Annotated in this window: 14 protein-coding genes; 12 read left to right on the top strand and 2 right to left on the bottom strand. The window is 62.1% G+C overall.

Annotation, left to right across the window (positions count from 1 at the left end; translation table 11 throughout):
* Position 1 precedes the first annotated feature (1 nt).
* From KHO31_RS24160 to KHO31_RS24195, 8 genes are all read left to right on the top strand, one after another.
* Positions 2-733, top strand: a complete 732-nt coding sequence (locus tag KHO31_RS24160) for a sulfite exporter TauE/SafE family protein (protein WP_268962509.1) — start codon at positions 2-4, stop codon at positions 731-733.
* Between the two features lie 256 nt (positions 734-989).
* Complete coding sequence (locus KHO31_RS24165) at positions 990-1,199, top strand: DUF3311 domain-containing protein (protein WP_172170407.1); 210 nt, start codon at positions 990-992, stop codon at positions 1,197-1,199.
* A gap of 18 nt (positions 1,200-1,217) precedes the next feature.
* Positions 1,218-2,603 carry a sodium:solute symporter family protein gene (locus tag KHO31_RS24170; protein ID WP_201086073.1) on the top strand — a complete coding sequence of 462 codons (1,386 nt, stop codon included), beginning with the start codon at positions 1,218-1,220 and terminating at the stop codon, positions 2,601-2,603.
* A gap of 38 nt (positions 2,604-2,641) precedes the next feature.
* Complete coding sequence (locus KHO31_RS24175; protein WP_211624280.1) at positions 2,642-4,297, top strand: amidohydrolase; 1,656 nt, start codon at positions 2,642-2,644, stop codon at positions 4,295-4,297.
* Complete coding sequence (locus KHO31_RS24180; RefSeq protein ID WP_201082427.1) at positions 4,294-5,259, top strand: CobW family GTP-binding protein; 966 nt, start codon at positions 4,294-4,296, stop codon at positions 5,257-5,259. The genes KHO31_RS24175 and KHO31_RS24180 overlap by 4 nt, the downstream gene beginning before the upstream one ends.
* A gap of 269 nt (positions 5,260-5,528) precedes the next feature.
* Positions 5,529-5,933, top strand: coding sequence for a nuclear transport factor 2 family protein (locus KHO31_RS24185; RefSeq protein ID WP_201082429.1), 405 nt, complete (start codon positions 5,529-5,531; stop codon positions 5,931-5,933).
* Between the two features lie 19 nt (positions 5,934-5,952).
* Positions 5,953-7,368: an NAD(P)/FAD-dependent oxidoreductase gene (locus KHO31_RS24190; RefSeq protein ID WP_211624282.1), complete on the top strand. Its 1,416-nt coding sequence runs from the start codon at positions 5,953-5,955 to the stop codon at positions 7,366-7,368.
* A gap of 241 nt (positions 7,369-7,609) precedes the next feature.
* Positions 7,610-9,037, top strand: coding sequence for an amino acid permease (locus tag KHO31_RS24195; RefSeq protein ID WP_201086076.1), 1,428 nt, complete (start codon positions 7,610-7,612; stop codon positions 9,035-9,037).
* A gap of 94 nt (positions 9,038-9,131) precedes the next feature.
* Here KHO31_RS24195 and KHO31_RS24200 read toward each other — a convergent pair whose 3' ends face one another.
* Positions 9,132-9,968: an IclR family transcriptional regulator gene (locus KHO31_RS24200; protein WP_211624284.1), complete on the bottom strand. Its 837-nt coding sequence runs from the start codon at positions 9,966-9,968 to the stop codon at positions 9,132-9,134.
* Positions 9,969-10,188: 220 nt separating this feature from the next.
* On the opposite strand from KHO31_RS24200, the gene KHO31_RS24205 reads away from it, so the two are divergent.
* The 4 genes from KHO31_RS24205 (at position 10,189) to KHO31_RS24220 (ending at position 16,331) form a co-directional block, all read left to right on the top strand.
* Positions 10,189-11,850, top strand: a complete 1,662-nt coding sequence (locus tag KHO31_RS24205) for a GMC family oxidoreductase (protein ID WP_211624286.1) — start codon at positions 10,189-10,191, stop codon at positions 11,848-11,850.
* A 195-nt stretch (positions 11,851-12,045) separates the two neighbouring features.
* Positions 12,046-13,350 (top strand): MFS transporter, encoded by a 1,305-nt coding sequence (locus KHO31_RS24210; RefSeq protein WP_201082438.1) that lies wholly within the window; start codon positions 12,046-12,048, stop codon positions 13,348-13,350.
* A 117-nt stretch (positions 13,351-13,467) separates the two neighbouring features.
* Positions 13,468-14,484 (top strand): AAA family ATPase, encoded by a 1,017-nt coding sequence (locus tag KHO31_RS24215; RefSeq protein ID WP_201082446.1) that lies wholly within the window; start codon positions 13,468-13,470, stop codon positions 14,482-14,484.
* Positions 14,484-16,331 carry a cobaltochelatase CobT-related protein gene (locus tag KHO31_RS24220; RefSeq protein WP_211624288.1) on the top strand — a complete coding sequence of 616 codons (1,848 nt, stop codon included), beginning with the start codon at positions 14,484-14,486 and terminating at the stop codon, positions 16,329-16,331. Before KHO31_RS24215 ends, KHO31_RS24220 begins: the two co-directional genes overlap by 1 nt.
* Positions 16,332-16,544: 213 nt before the next feature.
* On the opposite strand, the gene pta is transcribed toward KHO31_RS24220, so the two are convergent.
* Complete coding sequence (pta, locus tag KHO31_RS24225) at positions 16,545-17,582, bottom strand: phosphate acetyltransferase (RefSeq protein WP_201082450.1); 1,038 nt, start codon at positions 17,580-17,582, stop codon at positions 16,545-16,547.
* Positions 17,583-17,702: the final 120 nt, after the last annotated feature.

Below are 17,702 nucleotides of genomic sequence, written 5' to 3' on the forward strand. Positions count from 1 at the left end.
CATGAATGTTGCCGATACTCCTTCCATACTGGGGTGCCTTGCCCTGGTGACTTTGGTGGCGGGCATGGCAAAAGGTCTCACCGGTTTCGGCGGCGCGCTCGTCATGGCGCCGCTGTTCGGCCTGTTGATGCCCGCGCCCGAAGCCGGCGTGCTGATTGTCCTGATCCATTTTGCGACCTCGCTGCAAGGCGTGTGCAGCTGGGCGAGCGCGGTGCGCTGGCGCACTGTGATTCCGCTTGCGTTGGTCGCCATGGGTTGCACCGCCGTCACGACCCTGTGGATGGCGAGTGAGAACGCGGTCGAGCTTCGGCGGCTCGTAGCGGTCGCTGTTCTCGCTTCCACGGTGATGCACATGAGGGGCTGGCGCTGGCTCCACAATAGCGGCTGGCGACCGACCTTCACAGCAGGTGCAATGAGCGGCGCGCTGACCGCGCTGGGCGGTATCGGCGGCCCGCCGGCCGTCTATTACTTCAACGGCATCGGCAAAGGTTCGACGCTGCGCGCCAATCTTCTCGCTTATTTCGCGGTGCTCTACGTGGGTGTGGTGGCCCTTTTTGTGGCCGAACATCAGGTTCACACGCCCCAGCTCGGCTCGCTGGCGCTACTCGTGCCGGTGTTCGTGCTCGGCGTTTCCATGGGGGAGCGTCTGGGTCCACGCGTGCCTGTGCGCCGGCTCGAACATCTCGTGAGCGCTTTGCTGCTGTGTTCCGGGCTGGTCGCCCTGGTCACGTAAAAGCGCGTAAAAACGACCTTGCCACGTCCCTGCGAGCGGGTGCAATACCCGCTCATGGTCCCGCATGTGGACCAGGCGATTTATTATCGCTGGTACTAGTCAGGTGCATTTTCGGCCACCGATACTGAATTCGTCTGCTATGGCCGCTGTGCCATATCCGCCAGCCGCGGACCGCTACTGCCAGGTCCGGTCGTTCAATAACAGGCGGATTCAGCAGACATGATTTCATCGACCACGAAAAGCAGACGGAGAATTCATGCTCAAGTTCCTGATCGGGATCGGCATCCCCTACATTGGCGTGATAGGCCTGCTGCCCTGGGTCGCTTCGGTCGATCGATTCGTCCTGGGTGTGCCGTTCATCTATGCGTGGATTTTCGCGTGGTTTGTCCTGACGTCGCTCTGCCTGCAGGTGTGCTGGCGTCTGTTCGATCGCCGCGCGGACGATGCAGATCCGCAAACCCACTGACGCAGCAGGAGAGCCAGGATGTCCACCGTTGTCTTTCTCGGTTTGATTCTCTTCTCGCTGTATCTGGCGATACGGTCCAAAAAAGGGCATGGCGCGCAAAGCGTTCATGACTTCTTTGTTGCGTCCCGGCAGTTCGGCGCGTATCTGGTCTTTTTCCTCGCCGCGGGCGAAATCTACAGTATCGGCACGATGGTCGGCTTTCCAGGCGGCATCTATGCCAAGGGACCTACTTATGGGGTCTGGTTCCTCGGATATATCCTGCTGGCGTATCCCGTCGGCTATTTCATCGGGCCGAAAATCTGGGAGGCCGGCAAGCGCTATAACGCCATTACGCTGCCCGACCTGTTCAAAGGCTATTTCGGCAACCGCGCGCTGGAGGTCATCGTTGGCGGATCGGCGATCCTGTTTTTGCTGCCTTGGGGTGAGTTGCAATTCACGGGGCTCGTTGCCGCGTTCAAGGGCCTCGGCTGGAATTTCCAGCCGCTCTATCTGATTCTGATCTCGGCGATGCTGGCCTTCACCTACATCGCCATTTCGGGGGTGCGTGCGTCGGCCTACATTGCGATCCTGAAGGACGTGCTGATGGTCGTGGCGATTGTGATCACCGGCCTCGCGGTTTCGTGGGAATCCGGCGTCACGGAAGTTTTTCACGCCGCGAGCCTGCACGTCAGCAACAGCATGAACGCCAATCAACTGACGTTCTCGATGAGCACCATGCTGTTCCAGTCGTTAGGGTTCTACGTGATGCCGTTCGCCGTGCAGGTTTTCTTCACGGCCACCAGCCCGAACACGATCCGGCGCACCCAGGTTTGCATGCCGCTGTACATGCTGATGTATCCGTTTCTGGTCATCGCTTCGTACTATGCAATCAGTCAGAACCTGCACCTTGCGTCGCCGAATGAAGCGTTCTTCGCGGCGGCGATCCGGCTGCTGCCGAGCTGGTTGCTGGGTCTGGTCGCGGCCGGCGCCGCGCTATCGGGGTTGCTGGTGCTGACGGGTATCTGCCTCGCCATCGGCCCGCTCGTGACGCGCAATCTGTTACCGAAGATGCCCGAGAGCAAGCAGAAAGCCACCGCGAAAACAGTGATCGTCATTTACCTGCTGGTCTCGATCGTGATGACCTTGCTGACGCCGAATCTGATGCTCACGCTGATCAATACCGCGTACTACGGCGTGACCCAGTTTTTCCCGGGCGTGATGATCATTCTGTTTTCGCTTCGAGTCAAACCGGCCGCCGTGGCAACGGGTATTCTGACCGGCCAGATACTCGCGATTATCCTTTACCTCTTTCATGCCGAGCTCGGTGGATTCAACCTGGGCCTGCTGTGTCTCGTGATCAATATCGCGGTGACTGCCTTGTTGAACCATAGCTGGAAGCGTAAGCCGGTGCATGCTCTGTCCTAATCATTCGGGGCCGCGTCCTGAATCAAAGAACACTATCTATGAATCCAATTGAACGAGGTCCCATCACCGTCTTCGTCGCCAGAAAGATTCTGACGATGAATCCGGCTCAGCCGCAGGCCACGCATGTTGCTGTGCGCGACGGCAAGATTCTCTCCGTCGGCGCGCTGGAGGACGTCAGTCAGTGGGGCGAGGCTGAGATCGTCGACACGTTCCAGGACAAGGTGTTGATGCCGGGTCTCGTCGAAGGGCATTGCCATCTGATGGAAGGCGCCATGTGGGACGCCGTGTATCTCGGCTACTACGACCGACGTGGTCCCGACGGTAAGGTGTGGCGAGGTCTGAAAACGCTGGACGAGGTGATCGGGCGGCTCACGGAAGCGCAAAGCGCCATGACGGACGCGGCGGCGCCGCTGCTCGCGTGGGGCTTCGATCCGATTTTCTTCGGCGCGAGCCGCTTGTCGGTCAAGGAACTCGATACCGTTTCGACCCGCCGGCCCATTGTCGTGCTGCACGCGAGTGTGCACCTGATGAACGTCAACACCGCCATGCTGGCGCTCGCCGGTATCGACGAGAACACCGACATTGACGGGATCGACAAAGACGAAGACGGCCAGCCGACCGGCGAACTGCAGGAATTCGCCGCCATGTTTCCCGTGTATGAGGTGATCGGCAGCCAGCTGTCCATCGCGGCGAGTGAAAAGACCGAGGCCATCTGGAATTTCGGCAAGGTCGCCCAACTCGCCGGCGTGACCACCGCGACGGATCTGGTCAACGATCTGTCGGCGCTGGGCAATCGCAACCTGCGCGAAGTCACGGCCGACCCGCAGTATCCGGTGCGAATCGTGCCCGCGTTTGCACCGCAGCGAAGCCCCGACGGCGGCGTCGAAAAAGTGCTGTCGGCGATTCGCGACAGCACGGAGAAATTGACGTTCGGCCCGGTCAAATTCATCGTCGACGGGTCGATTCAGGGTTTCACGGCGCGGCTGAAGTGGCCGGGGTATGTCGGCGGGCAGCCAAACGGGTTGTGGCTGATTCCGCCCACCCAGTTGGAGGCGGTGTTCACGCCGTTTCACCGCGCCGGGCTGCAGCTTCATATTCATACGAACGGAGATGAAGCGACTGAGGTCGTCTTGAGCGCCATCGAGAAGATGCTCGACGCCTGTCCGCGCAGCGATCACCGTCACACGCTGCAGCACTGTCAGATGGCCGACGCGAGCCAGTTGGCCCGTGCGGCGAAACTCGGCATGTGCATCAACTTTTTCTCCAACCATATCTACTACTGGGGCGACGCGCATTACGCGCAGACCATGGGCCCCGACCGGGCGAACCGGATGAACGCGGCGGGAACGGCGCGGCGACTGGGCATTCCCTTTGCTTTTCATTCGGACGCACCGATCACACAGTTGAGCCCGTTGTTTACCGCATGGTGCGCGGTGCAGCGCAAGACCGCCACCGGTCGCGTGCTAGGCGCGAGCGAGTGCATTCCCGTGGCGGACGCGTTGCGCGCGATCACGCTGGGTGCGGCCTATACGCTCAAGATGGATCATCTGATCGGCAGTATCGAGGTGGGCAAGTTCGCGGACTTCGCCGTGCTGGCGGACGATCCGACCGAGGTCGCGGCGGAGAAGCTGAAAGACGTCGAAGTGTGGGGGACGGTGCTGGGCGGCCGCGTGTTCCAGTCGCCGGAAAAATGAACGACGCTGCGCAGTCGACGGTCCGGCCGCCCATTCCGCTGGTAGTGCTAGGCGGTTATCTGGGGGCGGGCAAGACAACCTTGCTCAACCATGTGCTGTCGATGGCGGGGCAGCGCCGGGTGGCGGTGCTGGTCAACGATTTCGGCGATATCAATATCGACGCCGCGTTGATCCGCGAACGCACGGATGATGTGATCAATCTGGAGAACGGCTGCATCTGCTGTTCCATCGGAGGCCGCCTCGTTGACGCGCTCGTGAAAATCAGCGCACGTCCCGAGCGTCCCGAGTTGTTGATCATCGAAGCCAGCGGCGTTTCCGATCCCGTGAAAATCGCGCAGATCGGTCTGCTCGATAGGGCGTTCAGGCTATACGGGATCATTGTTGCCGTGGATGCCGAGCGAATCGGCGCAACTTTGCTCGACCCGTATGTCGGCGATATTGTGCGCCGGCAGATCGGCGGCGCAACAGCCCTTGTGCTCACCAAGACCGACCTCGTGACAGAGCAGGAAAAGATCACGGCAACGGAAGCAGTGTTGGCGCTCGCGACCACGTCCATCCTGCTCGAGTCGGTCAATGGGCAGATACCGCCCGCGTTGATTTTCGACGCGAGTGTGGTGCCGCGCCACCGCGCGGCTGGGCTCGGCGTGACGACGGGAGGCGCTTCGAACCGGCATCTGGATATCTGTAGTTTTTCCTTCCGGTCGGACTTTCCTCTCGATAGCAAGAAACTCAGAGCGGCGCTTCGCAACCTGTCCGCAACGCTACTGAGAGCGAAGGGCATCGTCTGGCTGGGACACGACGCCTCACCTCAGGAACTCCATGTGGTTGGCGGCCGCATTCTCATCACGCCCTTTGCGGGTCACGCAGCGGCGGAATCGACGATTGTCCTGATCGGCCGTTTCACCGACGAAGACGAGCGCGCGATAAAGCGTTGCCTCGAAGGCACGCAAGCGCTGAACTAGCACCCACCTCGCGCCAGCGTGCCACGCTCATCGCGCTAATGGCGCCAGGCGTATCGATCGCACGGATCACACCAGACATACCAGCGGCCCGAATCCGAAAAACCGGTTCGAGGGCAGTCAACCCGCGTCTTCTCGACCCACGCTGCACCAGGCGAAACCAGCGCACTGGCCCTACCGTCGAGTGGACACGAAACTTACACTTTTCCATAAGAGATCGCCACTTAGGCAAGCTCACGAGTCTCACCCAATTCACTAAGCAGGAGACATGCATGGCCACAACAGAAACGTCCGCATCAAAGGTCACCGCGGACACGCTCGCCGCATTTTCCGCTGCGTTCAATCGTCATGATGCGAACGCGCTGATGGGCTTTATGACCGAAGACTGTGTGTTCGACGCCGCGGGCGGAAGCGAAGTCTATGGTGCACGCTTCGTCGGTCGCGACGCGGTGCGCGCAGCGTTCGAAGCGGTCTTCAAGACCTTCCCGGATGCACATTGGGGCGACGGCCGTCATTACGTCATCGGAGAGCGTGGCGTGTCCGAATGGGTGTTCACGGGGACGCATGCAGAAGGCTGGCGTATTGAAGCAGAAGGCTGCGATCTCTTCGAGTTCCGCGATGGTCTGATCGCAGTCAAGCGCGCGTTCCGCAAGGAACGCCCGAAGCAGAACGTTTGACGCCGACGAGGAGCTTCACATGGCGCAAAGTGTCATCACACGGGTCGGCGAAGGTCTCTCTGCAGAGCGGGACAGCGCGACACAATATGACCCGAGATACGACCCGCTGGTCTCACCGGGACCGGGCCACGGCAAGCAATACGCACCGACCTACTGGGCCGCGACTGCCGGCACGCCGCCGCCCGACGATGGTCCGATCACGAAAGACATCGACGTGGACGTGGCGATCATCGGCGGCGGGTATACGGGGCTCGCAACGGCGCTTTGTCTGGCGCGCGATCACGGCATCAAGGCCGTGGTGCTCGAGGCCAACAAAACCAGTTGGGGCTGCAGCAGCCGCAATGGCGGGCAAGGGCAGAACGCGTCGGGCCGTCTGTCGCGCTCCCAATGGATCGAGCGTTGGGGTAAAGACGTCGCGTTGAAAATGCACGACGAGATCCAGGAAGGCTTCGACAACTTCAAGTCGCTGGTGGCCGAAATCGATTGCGATCCGCAGCCGGGCGGCCACTTTCTGATTGCGCACCGGCCGCGCATGATGGCCAAGCTCGCCGCCGAAGCCAAGGTCTGGAAAGACGTGTTCGGGTACCCGTCCGAGCTTATCGACCAGGCCACGTTTCGCCGCGAGTATGTCAACGATTGCGAGGCGGCCGGCGCGCTTCACGAACCGGAGGGTATCGGCATCCACGCGCTGAAACTCGCGTTCGGTTATCTGCGACTGGCACGCGAAGCGGGTGCGCGCGTCCATCCGGCGAGCCCGGTAATCGGCTGGGAAACCATCAACGGCATTCATCATCTGCGTACGCCGGGTGGCATTGTGCGGGCACGGTCCGTGGGTATCGCGACCGGCGCGTATACGGCGCAGAACCTGCATCCTTCGCTGACGAGCAAGGTGATGCCGATCCTGTCGAATTCGATGGTGACGCGTCCGCTCACGCAGCAGGAAATCGCCGACTGCAATTTTCGAACGACCCAGGTGCTCACCGATACGCGCACCTTGCGGTTCTACTATCGCTTCCTGCCGGACAACCGGCTGCAGATCGGCAGCCGTAGCGCGATCACCGGTGCGGATGCACCGAATCCGCGCCACTACGAGTTGCTCGTCGAAGGAATGGGGCGCAAGTTCCCGGCGTTGCGCGGTGTGCAGATCGACTACTCGTGGTGGGGCTGGGTGGATGTGAGCCACGACATGATGCCGCGGGTGTGCCAGCCGGATCCGAAGCAGTCGGTGTTTTACGCACTGGGTTACGGCGGCAATGGCGTGTCCTATTCCCAGCAGGCGGGGCGCCGCCTCGCCGAACGGATAGCGGGTAAAGGGGCGAAGCAGACGCTGCCGATCTTTACTACGCCGTTGCCCGGCCATCCTTTCGCACCGTTCCGTCGCATCGGACAACGGATGCTCTACCAGATGTATTTCCGGCGCGACGAGAAGCCTTGAGCGCGCTCTGCGTGCCGCGCCACCCGCGGCACGTCATTCGCCAGTCGTCGTGCCCCACGGGCACGGCGCTGCGCAGCCAGACAGGGCTGCGCGTTAAGTCATATGAAAAGATACGATGAAGCGAGGCGCGCAAGCGCCCTCGCTCGATCCGAATTGGCGGCGCTCAGGTTCCGGGAATGCACGCAACTCCGCATGCAGCCCCGCGCGACCGGCGCCGACATCAACAGGATGTGGAGGTGACATGGAAGTATCGAACAAGAGTGAACTGAAGACCGGCCTCAAGGAGCGCCACATGACAATGATCGCGCTGGGCGGCGTGATTGGCGCGGGCCTCTTTGTCGGCAGCGGTGTGGTGGTCCAGCAGGCCGGCCCAGCGGCGGTTCTGTCGTTTCTGATTACGGGCGGCCTGATCGTGCTCGTGATGCGCATGCTCGGAGAAATGGCGTGCGCCATGCCGGCGGTGGGGTCGTTCTACGAATACGCGCGGCTAGCCTTTGCCGGCAAGCGCGGGCCGGGCAAACTGGCCGGCTTTCTGACCGGGTGGATGTACTGGTATTTCTGGGTCATCGTGGTGGCCGTCGAGGCGGTGGCCGGCGCGAAGCTGGTTCAATTCTGGCTGCCGGATACGCCGGCGTGGGCAATCAGCCTTGTCTTGCTGGTCGTGTTGACCGCGACCAATCTGATCTCTGTAGGCAGTTACGGCGAGTTCGAGTTCTGGTTCGCGTCCATCAAGGTAGCGGCGATCGTCGTGTTTCTGTTCCTCGGCGGGCTCTATGTACTGGGTCTGTGGCCCGCGTCGATGCATACCACGGCCGTGATGCCGACGTTGCTTTCGCACGGCGGGTTGATGCCGAAGGGGATCGGACCGGTGCTGAGCGGGGCCGTCGCGGCGACGGGTTTCTACTTCGGCGCGGAGATCGTCACCATTGCCGCTGCGGAAGCGCATGAGCCGGTCAAGGCTGTCGCCAAAGCCACCAATTCGGTGATCACCCGCGTGCTGATTTTCTATGTCGGCTCGATCCTGCTCGTGGTTGCGCTGGTACCGTGGAATTCGCCGGGCATGGCAACGCCGTATGTGAGCGCGCTCGATGCAATGGGTATCCCGGCCGCGGCCAATGTCATGAACGCGATCGTGTTGACCGCGGTGCTGTCCGCACTCAATTCCGGCCTTTACGCGGCGTCGCGGATGATGTTTGCGCTGACCCGCCACGGCGATGCGCCGGCTGGGCTCGCCAAGGTCAATCGCCGCGGCGTTCCCGTTCGCGCGATCCTGATCGGCACCTTGTTTGGCTATGTGTCGGTCATCATGTCTTATGTATCGCCCGACACGGTGTTCGCATTCCTAGTTAATTCTTACGGCACGGTGGCCATTTTCGTCTATGTGCTGATCGCCGTGTCGCAACTGAAGCTGCGCGCGCGGCTCGAGCGCGAGGCACCTGAGAAGTTGCGTGTGAGGATGTGGTGCTACCCGTATCTGACCTGGTTCGCGATCGTTGGCATGATCGGCATTCTGGTTGCGATGGCGTTCATACCGGACCAGCGCACGCCGCTGTGGCTCGGGGTGGTGAGCCTCGGCGTGCTGCTCGTGGCGTATGCGTGGCGGGCCCGGAAACGGGGCGCGGCTTCAACTGAACCGGAATTCGTGGACTATCGGCCTCGTACCCATTGATGCCTGCCTGACGCTTGCTGTTTGATGTGCAGCGGTTGATCGTTCGAGATCTCCGCTGCACCCATGCTAATGCCAGGGTGGCGGCGCGTTGTCGCTATTTCGACATGGCCATTGCGGCCGCCGTTGCGGGCTGAAGCAGCGGTCCGATGCGCACGGCTATTTCCTTGAGCTTCGGCACCGCTTTCAACAGATCCTCCAGACTGGCCCGCGCCGTAGGGGAGTGAACGGCCAGCGCCGCGAGCACACGGCCATCCTCGACGTTGCGCACCGGCACCGCGACCGCCACCATCCCGCGCACGAATTCCTCGTTGTCGACACCGATGCCGCGCATGGCGAGGCGGTCGAGTTCCGCTTCCAGCAGATCGACATCGGTCAGGGTGCGATACGTCATCGATTTGAGCGGCAAGCGCCTGATGACTTGTCCGCGCTCGGTCGCGTTCATCTGCGAAAGAAACAGCTTGCCGCTGGCGGTGCAATGCAGCGGGACGCGCGTGCCCGGTTGCAGATGCAGACGCAAGGGTTCGCTCGTCTCGACGCGCTCGACGTACAGCACGGTATCGCCGTCGAGCACGGTGAGATTGCAGGTCTCGCCGAGCGCGTCCACAAGCGTGCGCAGCAACGAGCGGCACGCACGCGTAAACGTGCTGTTCGCGAGCGTGGTCAGGGCGAGCTGCGTGGCGCGCGGCCCGAGCGCAATGGCGCGATCGGCCCCGCGCGAGTCCGGCATGTGCGTGACGTAACCGCGTGCTTCGAGCGACTCGATCAGCCGCATCAAGGTTGCCTTCGGAATCTGCAGACGTAAGGACAACTGGGAGAGTGAAGACGGTTGTCCGGCGGAGGCAAGTTGTTCCAGCACGTTGAGCGCGCGCAGGACGCGGGTGTCGTCGGCGGGCTCGTGAGGGGGTGAGGGGAGATGCGTGGTGTCTCTCATTGTCCTTCCCGAGGCGGATGAAGGTGATTGCAGCCCGAACGGATCAGTGACAACCCGGATAAACGCGCACGGACAGATTGAATAGTGAAACGAAAAAGTCGGTTTTCGTACCGGTTCATTCAATCCTAACCGGATTTGCTTGAAGTCGAAACTCTCATCCAATAAATTGAGACGAAATGATCCGGTTTTAAAAAACAACGGCATCGGCTCGGAGACATCAATGGTACGGAGTTTCGACTACGTGGTCGTCGGCGCGGGATCGGCTGGCTGTGTATTGGCCAACCGACTCTCTGAAGATGGCCGTTACTCGGTATGCCTGCTCGAAGCGGGGCCGCCAGACCGCTTCCTGTGGATCCATATCCCGATCGGTTACGGCAAGACCATGTTTCATCCGGTCTACAACTGGGGCTTTTACACCGACCCGGATCCGAACATGCACGATCGCAAGCTCTACTGGCCGCGCGGGCGCACCTTGGGTGGCAGCAGTTCCATCAACGGGCTGATCTACATTCGCGGTCAAAAAGAGGATTACGACCACTGGGCCGCACTCGGCAATCGCGGTTGGAGCTGGAATGAGTGCTTGCCGTACTTCCGGCGGCTCGAACACAACGAGCTCGGCGAGTCGCCGACACGCGGCGTGGACGGCCCTTTGTGGGCCTCTACCATCAAGCAGCGCCACGAACTCGTCGATGCGTTCATTGCTGCGTCGAATCGCCTGGGCGTCCCAACGGTCGACGACTTCAATCAGGGTGATCAGGAAGGGGTCGGCTATTACCAGTTGACCACGCGGCGCGGCTGGCGTTGCTCGACTGCCGTCGCTTACCTGAAACCCGCGCGCAAGCGTCCGAATCTGCAGATCGAGACTGACGCGCTGGCCTCGAAGATCCTCTTCGAAGGCACACGTGCGACGGGTATTCGCTATGTGCAACACGGCAAGGTGCATGAAGTGCGCGCGCACCGTGAGGTGGTGCTGACGGCAGGCGCGCTGCAGTCGCCGCAATTGCTGCAGGTGTCGGGCATCGGGCCGGCGAAATTGCTCAATGAATTCGGTATTCCGGTGGTCGCCAATCGAGCCGGTGTTGGGGAGAATCTGCAGGACCATCTGCAAGTACGCCTGACCTATGAAGTGACGCGGCCGATCACGACAAATGACTTGCTACACTCCTGGACGGGCCGCGCGAAGATGGGTCTGCAATGGGCGCTGTTTCGCGAAGGGCCGCTGTCCGTCGGCATCAATCAGGGCGGCATGTTCTGCCGCGCATTGCCGGATGAGGCGAAAACGCCCGACATTCAGTTCCACTTCTCCACGCTCTCAGCCGACACCGCGGGTGGCGATGTTCACGCGTTCCCCGGCTGCACCTATTCGATCTGCCAGTTGCGGCCGGAGTCGCGCGGAAGCGTGCGGATCCGCTCGAGCGACATGCACGACGCGCCGTCGATCCAGCCGAATTATCTGGCGACCGATCTCGACCGCCGCACGACGGTCGCGGGTGTGCGTTTCGCGCGCCGCGTCGCCGCCGAGGAGCCCATGGCATCCCTGATGAAACGTGAAGTGCGTCCGGGCCGCGAAGCGCAGAGCGATGAGGAAGTGTTGGATTTTTGCCGCGAATATGGCCAGACGATTTTTCATCCGTCCGGCACCGCGAAGATGGGCGTCGCGAGCGATCCGGGCGCGGTGGTCGACGAACGATTGCGCGTGTATGGCACGCAAGGATTGCGGGTGGTCGATTGCTCGATCATGCCGACCCTCGTTTCCGGCAATACCAACGTACCGATTGTGATGGTCGCCGAAAAGGCGTCCAGCATGATTCTCGAGGATGCCCGTGCCGGCGACCGGCCGGCTGGGCAAGTGCAGTCGCGGAGCACGGAAGCGCATTACTGACGCAGAAGCAGAAGCAGAAGCAACGAACCGAAGTCGCTTCAAGAAGTAAATCGATTGCTACCTGACTCGCTGCACTCGAAGTCGATAAAAGCAGCGTGCAGGCAGTGAAATTCGTGCCCCAGGAGGAGACAGACAGGGGCTCAAAGACTGCTGCGTTGCCGGGACGGCGCGCGGCCACCCATCGGAGGAGACGCTATGGCAATCGATAAGCGAGTTATTCGCCGCGTTGCATTCGCGAGCGTGATTGGCGCGACGGTCGAATGGTATGACTTTTTTCTATACGGCGTCGTCGCCGGCATTGTGTTCAACAAGCTTTACTTTCCCGCTCACGATCCGCTCGTCTCGACGATGCTGGCCTACGGCACGTTCGCCGTCGGCTTCGTGACGCGACCGCTCGGCGGCGTGATCTTCGGTCACTTCGGCGACAAGGTCGGACGCAAGTCCGCGTTGATCTGCACACTCATCATCATGGGGATTTCGACGGCGGGGGTCGCCTTCGTGCCGACCTTTAACCAGATCGGCATCTGGGCGCCCATTCTGCTGCTCTTCCTGCGCGTGTTGCAGGGCATCGGGCTCGGTGGCGAATGGGGTGGCGCGGTGCTGATGGCCTATGAATATGCTCCGCCGAACCGGCGCGGTCTGTTCGCAAGTTTGCCGCAGATCGGCCTGGCGATTGGTTTGTGTCTTGCGTCGGGCATCGTCGCGGGCATTTCCCGGCTGCTGCCGGAAGCGGCGTTCCTCTCATGGGGGTGGCGGCTCGCGTTCGGCGCTTCGTTGCTGCTCGTGGTGCTCGGCCTCTACATCCGCCTCAAGGTGATGGAGACACCCGAGTTTCTCGCGCTCAAGCGCAATCGCCGCGACGTGAAAATCCCTTTCGTCGACATGATCACGCGCTATCGCAGTTCGGTGCTGCTCGGCATGGGCGCGCGCTGGATCGACGGGGTGTTTTTCAACATCTTCGCGGTGTTCATGATCGGCTACCTCACGCAACGTCTTTCGATGAGCCGCACGGAAGCACTCACTGGTGTGATGATCGCGGCGATGGTGATGTGTTTCTTCATCCCTGTCTTCGGCAGGATGTCGGACCTGATGGGACGCGCGCGCGTGTATCGCTGGGGCTCGCTGATCTGCGGCGCCTCGGTGCTGCCGGCGTTCTGGCTGATGGAGACGCAGGCCGGCAACACGCTGGCCATCTGGCTCGGTGTGGTGATCCCGTTCGGCATCTTCTACGCCATGGTCTACGGACCGGAAGCTGCGCTCTTTGCCGAACTGTTCGATCCTGAGGTGCGCTATACGGGCATCTCGTTCGTGTATCAGTTTTCGGGCATCTTCGCGAGCGGCCTCACGCCGATCATCGCGACGGCGCTGCTGCGGCTCAATGGCGGCAAGCCCTGGTACGTGTGCGTCTACGTGATTTTGTCGGCGCTGCTGTCGGCATGGGCGGCGCGAGCGATGGAACGGCGCGCGAAACCTTTCGACGAGATGGCGGCCGCGCGTTGACGGCGTAGCCCGCCGGGTGGACGCGGACAAAGCGCCGCTCAAGGTGCGAGATTCTGTTTATAATAAAAACGGAACAAATCGTACCGAAAATTGACGCCGCCCGGCGGCCGTCAAACGATGCCCCGGAGTGGGGAGGAGAATGAAGTGACTGATATCGTGACTGGCAAACCCGACAGAATGGTCGCGGTACGCACCGTTTTCGGCATCGATTCGAGCCTCATGGTGCCAGCTTTCAGTGAGCGCGACGACCATGTGCCGGAGATCGACGAGGTCTACCGCTTCAATCCGGAGGTGACGCTGGCGATTCTGGCCGGCTTCAGCCGAGACCGCCGGGTGATGGTGCAGGGCTTGCACGGGACTGGAAAGTCGACGCACATCGAACAGGTTGCGGCCCGCCTCAACTGGCCGTGCGTGCGTGTCAATCTCGACGGCCATATCAGCCGCCTCGATCTGGTCGGCAAAGACGCGATCGTGGTGCGTGACGATCTGCAGATCACCGAGTTTCAGGAAGGGATCGTGCCATGGGCGTTGCAGCGCCCGGTCGCCCTGATCTTTGACGAATACGATGCGGGGCGTCCGGATGTGATGTTCGTGATCCAGCGCATTCTCGAGCGCGACGGCAAGTTCACCTTGCTCGACCAGAATCGGGTGATTCATCCGCATCCGTACTTCCGCATGTTCGCCACCACCAACACGGTGGGGCTGGGCAATCTGAACGGTTTGTATCACGGCACGCAGGTGCTGAATCACGCGCAGATGGACCGCTGGAACGTGGTGGCCACGCTCAACTATCTGCCGCGGGCGGAAGAGGCCGGTATCGTGCTCGCGCGCGTACCGGAACTCGCTGACGAGGCGGGACGCGCGCTGATCGAATCGATGGTGAGCGTGGCGGAACTCACCCGCAAGGGTTTCGCCAGTGGCGATCTGTCGACGCTGATGTCGCCGCGCACGGTGATCAACTGGGCCGAGAACTGCCAGATCTTCCACGATCCCGCGATGGCGTTTCGTCTGACCTTCCTGAACAAGTGCGATGAGGCCGAGCGCTCGATCGTGGCCGAGTATTTTCAGCGCTGCTTTGGCACCGAACTCGAGGCCGAAGCCAACGTTGAAAACCACGCGGCGGGCATCCGTTGATGACGCTGGACAAGCAGGTGGCCTCGCGGCAATCGGACCGGGGTGAGGCGGCCCAGCGGCAAGCGCCCGCGAGCCAGGCAGCCCTTCAGCAATCGGACCAAGACCCGGCGACCCAGCGGCAAGCAACCCTGCGCGCGGAGCAACGCGAGGCGCTGTGCGCAGCGACCGTGCGCGCCCTCACCGGCGACGCCGCTTTGCACTACCGCGAAGGCCGGTTGTGCCGCGATCTGCGGCCTTTGCCGTTGCACGCGCCACATCTGCGCACCGACCCTCAGCAGGACGATTTCGCGTCCCTGCGCGGCGCCGCCGATGGCGCGGCTCTGCGACTCATTCACTCCGACGCGGCGCTGCACAGCCGGCTATGCCCGACCGATCCCGTCGAGCGCCTGGTGTTCGAACTGCTCGAGCAGCTGAGGTGCGAGACACAGACACCGCCTGGTATGCCAGGCCTGGTGCAGAATCTGCGCGATCGTTTCGAGGCATGGTCGCGTGCCTTCTATCGCTCCGGGCTTGCCGAGGACCACCTTGGCATTCTCCTGTACACCGTGGCACAGATTGCGTGGTCGCGCCTGACGGGCTGGCCCGTGCTCGAACAGACCGAAGGCCTGATCGAAGCCACGCGCGCGGCCATCGTGCCGGTGTTGGGCGTGTCGCTGGCGGGCTTGCGCCGGCATCGGCAGGAGCAGGGCGCGTTCGCTGTCCATGCGCTGGAACTGGCGAGGCTGGTGGCCGAGATGATCCGCGCCGCCCGTGCCGAGGCGCTGGACGATGCTCAGGATGACCCGCAGGAGAGCGACGACAAAACCCCGCGCACGGCGTTCTCGCTCTGGTTCGACGTCGAGGACGACGAGTACAAGGACATGGCCGTTGCGCTCACCGGCAAAAGTCGCGTGCTCGAAGCCTCGGAACAGGGTTATCGCGCCTATACGACGCGCTATGACCGCGAGATTTCCGCGGGCGCGCAGGTGCGCAAGGCGTTGCTCAGCGAGTTTCGCGAGCGGCTCGACGAACGCGTCGCTGCCCAGGGCATCAACGTAGCGCGGCTCGCGCACGCGCTCAAGGCGGCGCTGGCGATACGGCAACGCGATGGCTGGTCGTTCGGTGAAGAGCATGGCCGCATCGATGGGCGGCGCCTCGCACAACTGGTCAGTTCTCCCGCTGAACGGCGTCTGTTCAGGCTCGAGCGGAACACGCTCATGGCGGACTGCGTGGTCGGTTTTCTGATCGACTGCTCGGGCTCGATGAAAGCGCATATCGAACCGGTGGCGATCGTGGTCGATATCCTCACGCGCGCGCTTGACCAGGCGGGTGTAACCACCGAGGTCCTGGGTTTCACCACCGGCGCCTGGAACGGCGGCCGGGCGCGGCTCGACTGGCTGGCACAGGGCCGCCCTCATCATCCGGGCCGGCTCAATGAAGTGTCTCATCTGGTCTTCAAGGATGCGGACCGAAGCTGGCGACGCGCCCGCGCTGACATTGCCGCGCTCTTCAAGGCGGACCTGTTTCGCGAGGGTGTCGATGGCGAAGCGGTCGACTGGGCCTGTGTGCGTCTCGTCGCCCGTCCTGAGGCGCGGCGGATCCTGATCGTGATCTCGGATGGCAGTCCCATGGACAGTGCAACGGGCCAGGCTAACGACGCCTTCTATCTCGACAACCATCTCAAGGCCGTCGTGGCGCGCCATGAAGCCTCGCGCGACGTGGAGGTGCTGGGGTTGGGTGTCGGGTTGGATCTCAGTCCGTATTACCGCCGCTGCCTGGCGGTGGATCTCACCGTGCCGCCGGACATGAAGCTGTTTGCGGAAATCGTAGGATGGATTGGTGGGCGCGGGCAGGCTGGCAGGAGGTAGCCGGTCCCGCAGCCTTGCAGGAATAGCTTGCACAGAGAACACAGGATAAAGAGCGCAATCGATCACAACCAGCACGCCGAACCCACGGCGCCGCTATTGTGACCAGCGCGGACACGGCGAGCGTGGCCTGTTTCCACACGCCGGCGCGCAGTGGTCCGTTTTACGCGCCGAATAGCGAATGCGTGGTCGAAGTTGCCGTAAACACGCGTCGTGTTATGACGCGAGCGGCGTCGTGTGTGCGTCCTGCGACGCTTCTGCGGTTTGCGCCTGCACGGCGGTCACCGCGATCACGTAGAAAATATCGTCCGCGCTACAGCCGCGCGAAAGATCGTTGGCCGGCTTTTTCAGGCCCTGCAACAAGGGGCCGATTGCCTTCGCATCGCCGATCCGCTCAGCCAGCTTGTAGCCAATATTGCCCGCTTCCAGGCTCGGGAAAATCAGCACGTTGGCGTGTCCCTGCACCTGTGAATGGTCGATTTTGCGCATGGCGATCTCGGAGACGAGGGCCGCGTCCAGTTGCACGTCGCCGTCGATCGCCAGATGCGGGCGCGCGGCTCTCACCTGGCGCGTCGCTTCCACGACCTTGTCGACGGCCGCGTGCCGTGCGCTGCCACTGGTCGAAAACGACAGCATGGCCACGCGCGGCTCCTCCATCAGCAGGCTTTGCGCGCTATCGGCCGCCGCCATCGCAATCTGAGCGAGTTCACCAGCATCAGGGTCCACCACCAGCCCGCAGTCGGAGAAAATCAGGCCGCCTTTGAGCGTGTGGAAGGGCTCGCACAACATCATCAGGAAGAAGCTCGACACGAGCTTGAACGACGGATGAATACCGATGATCTGGATCGCCGTGCGGACCACGTCGGCGGTCGTGTGGACGGAGCCGGCCACCGAGCCGTCGGCATGACCGAGCCGCACCATCAGGTTGGCGAAGCAGAGGGGCTTGATGATTTCCTGCCTGGCTTCCTCCAGCGTCATGCCTTTCTTGCTGCGCAGTGCGAAGAGCGCTTCGGAAAACGACGGGGCGAGCGGCGAGGTTGCAGGATCCACCAGTTCCATGCCGGACAGGTCGATGTTTTGTTCGGCAGCGGCCGTGTGAATGCGCTCAGCCGGACCGACCAGCACGATGCGGGCGATGCCTTCACGCGTGGCGCGTTGCGCGGCCTCCAGCATGCGGGGATCTTCCGCTTCGCAGAGCACGATGCGTCTTGGCGAAGTGCGAGCGCGCTCGATGATGCGATTGATGGCTTTCATGGCACTGGGCAGTGGTCACGGTTGAAATCACGTTGAAAAGCGGGAGTGGCAAACAAAGAGACCGGAAACGGCAGGGGAAACCCCGTTTCCGGCCCGCCGGGCAGCGGGAATGCATCTCCC

It is taken from the genome of Paraburkholderia domus, assembly GCF_905220705.1.
Taxonomy (GTDB): domain Bacteria; phylum Pseudomonadota; class Gammaproteobacteria; order Burkholderiales; family Burkholderiaceae; genus Paraburkholderia; species Paraburkholderia domus.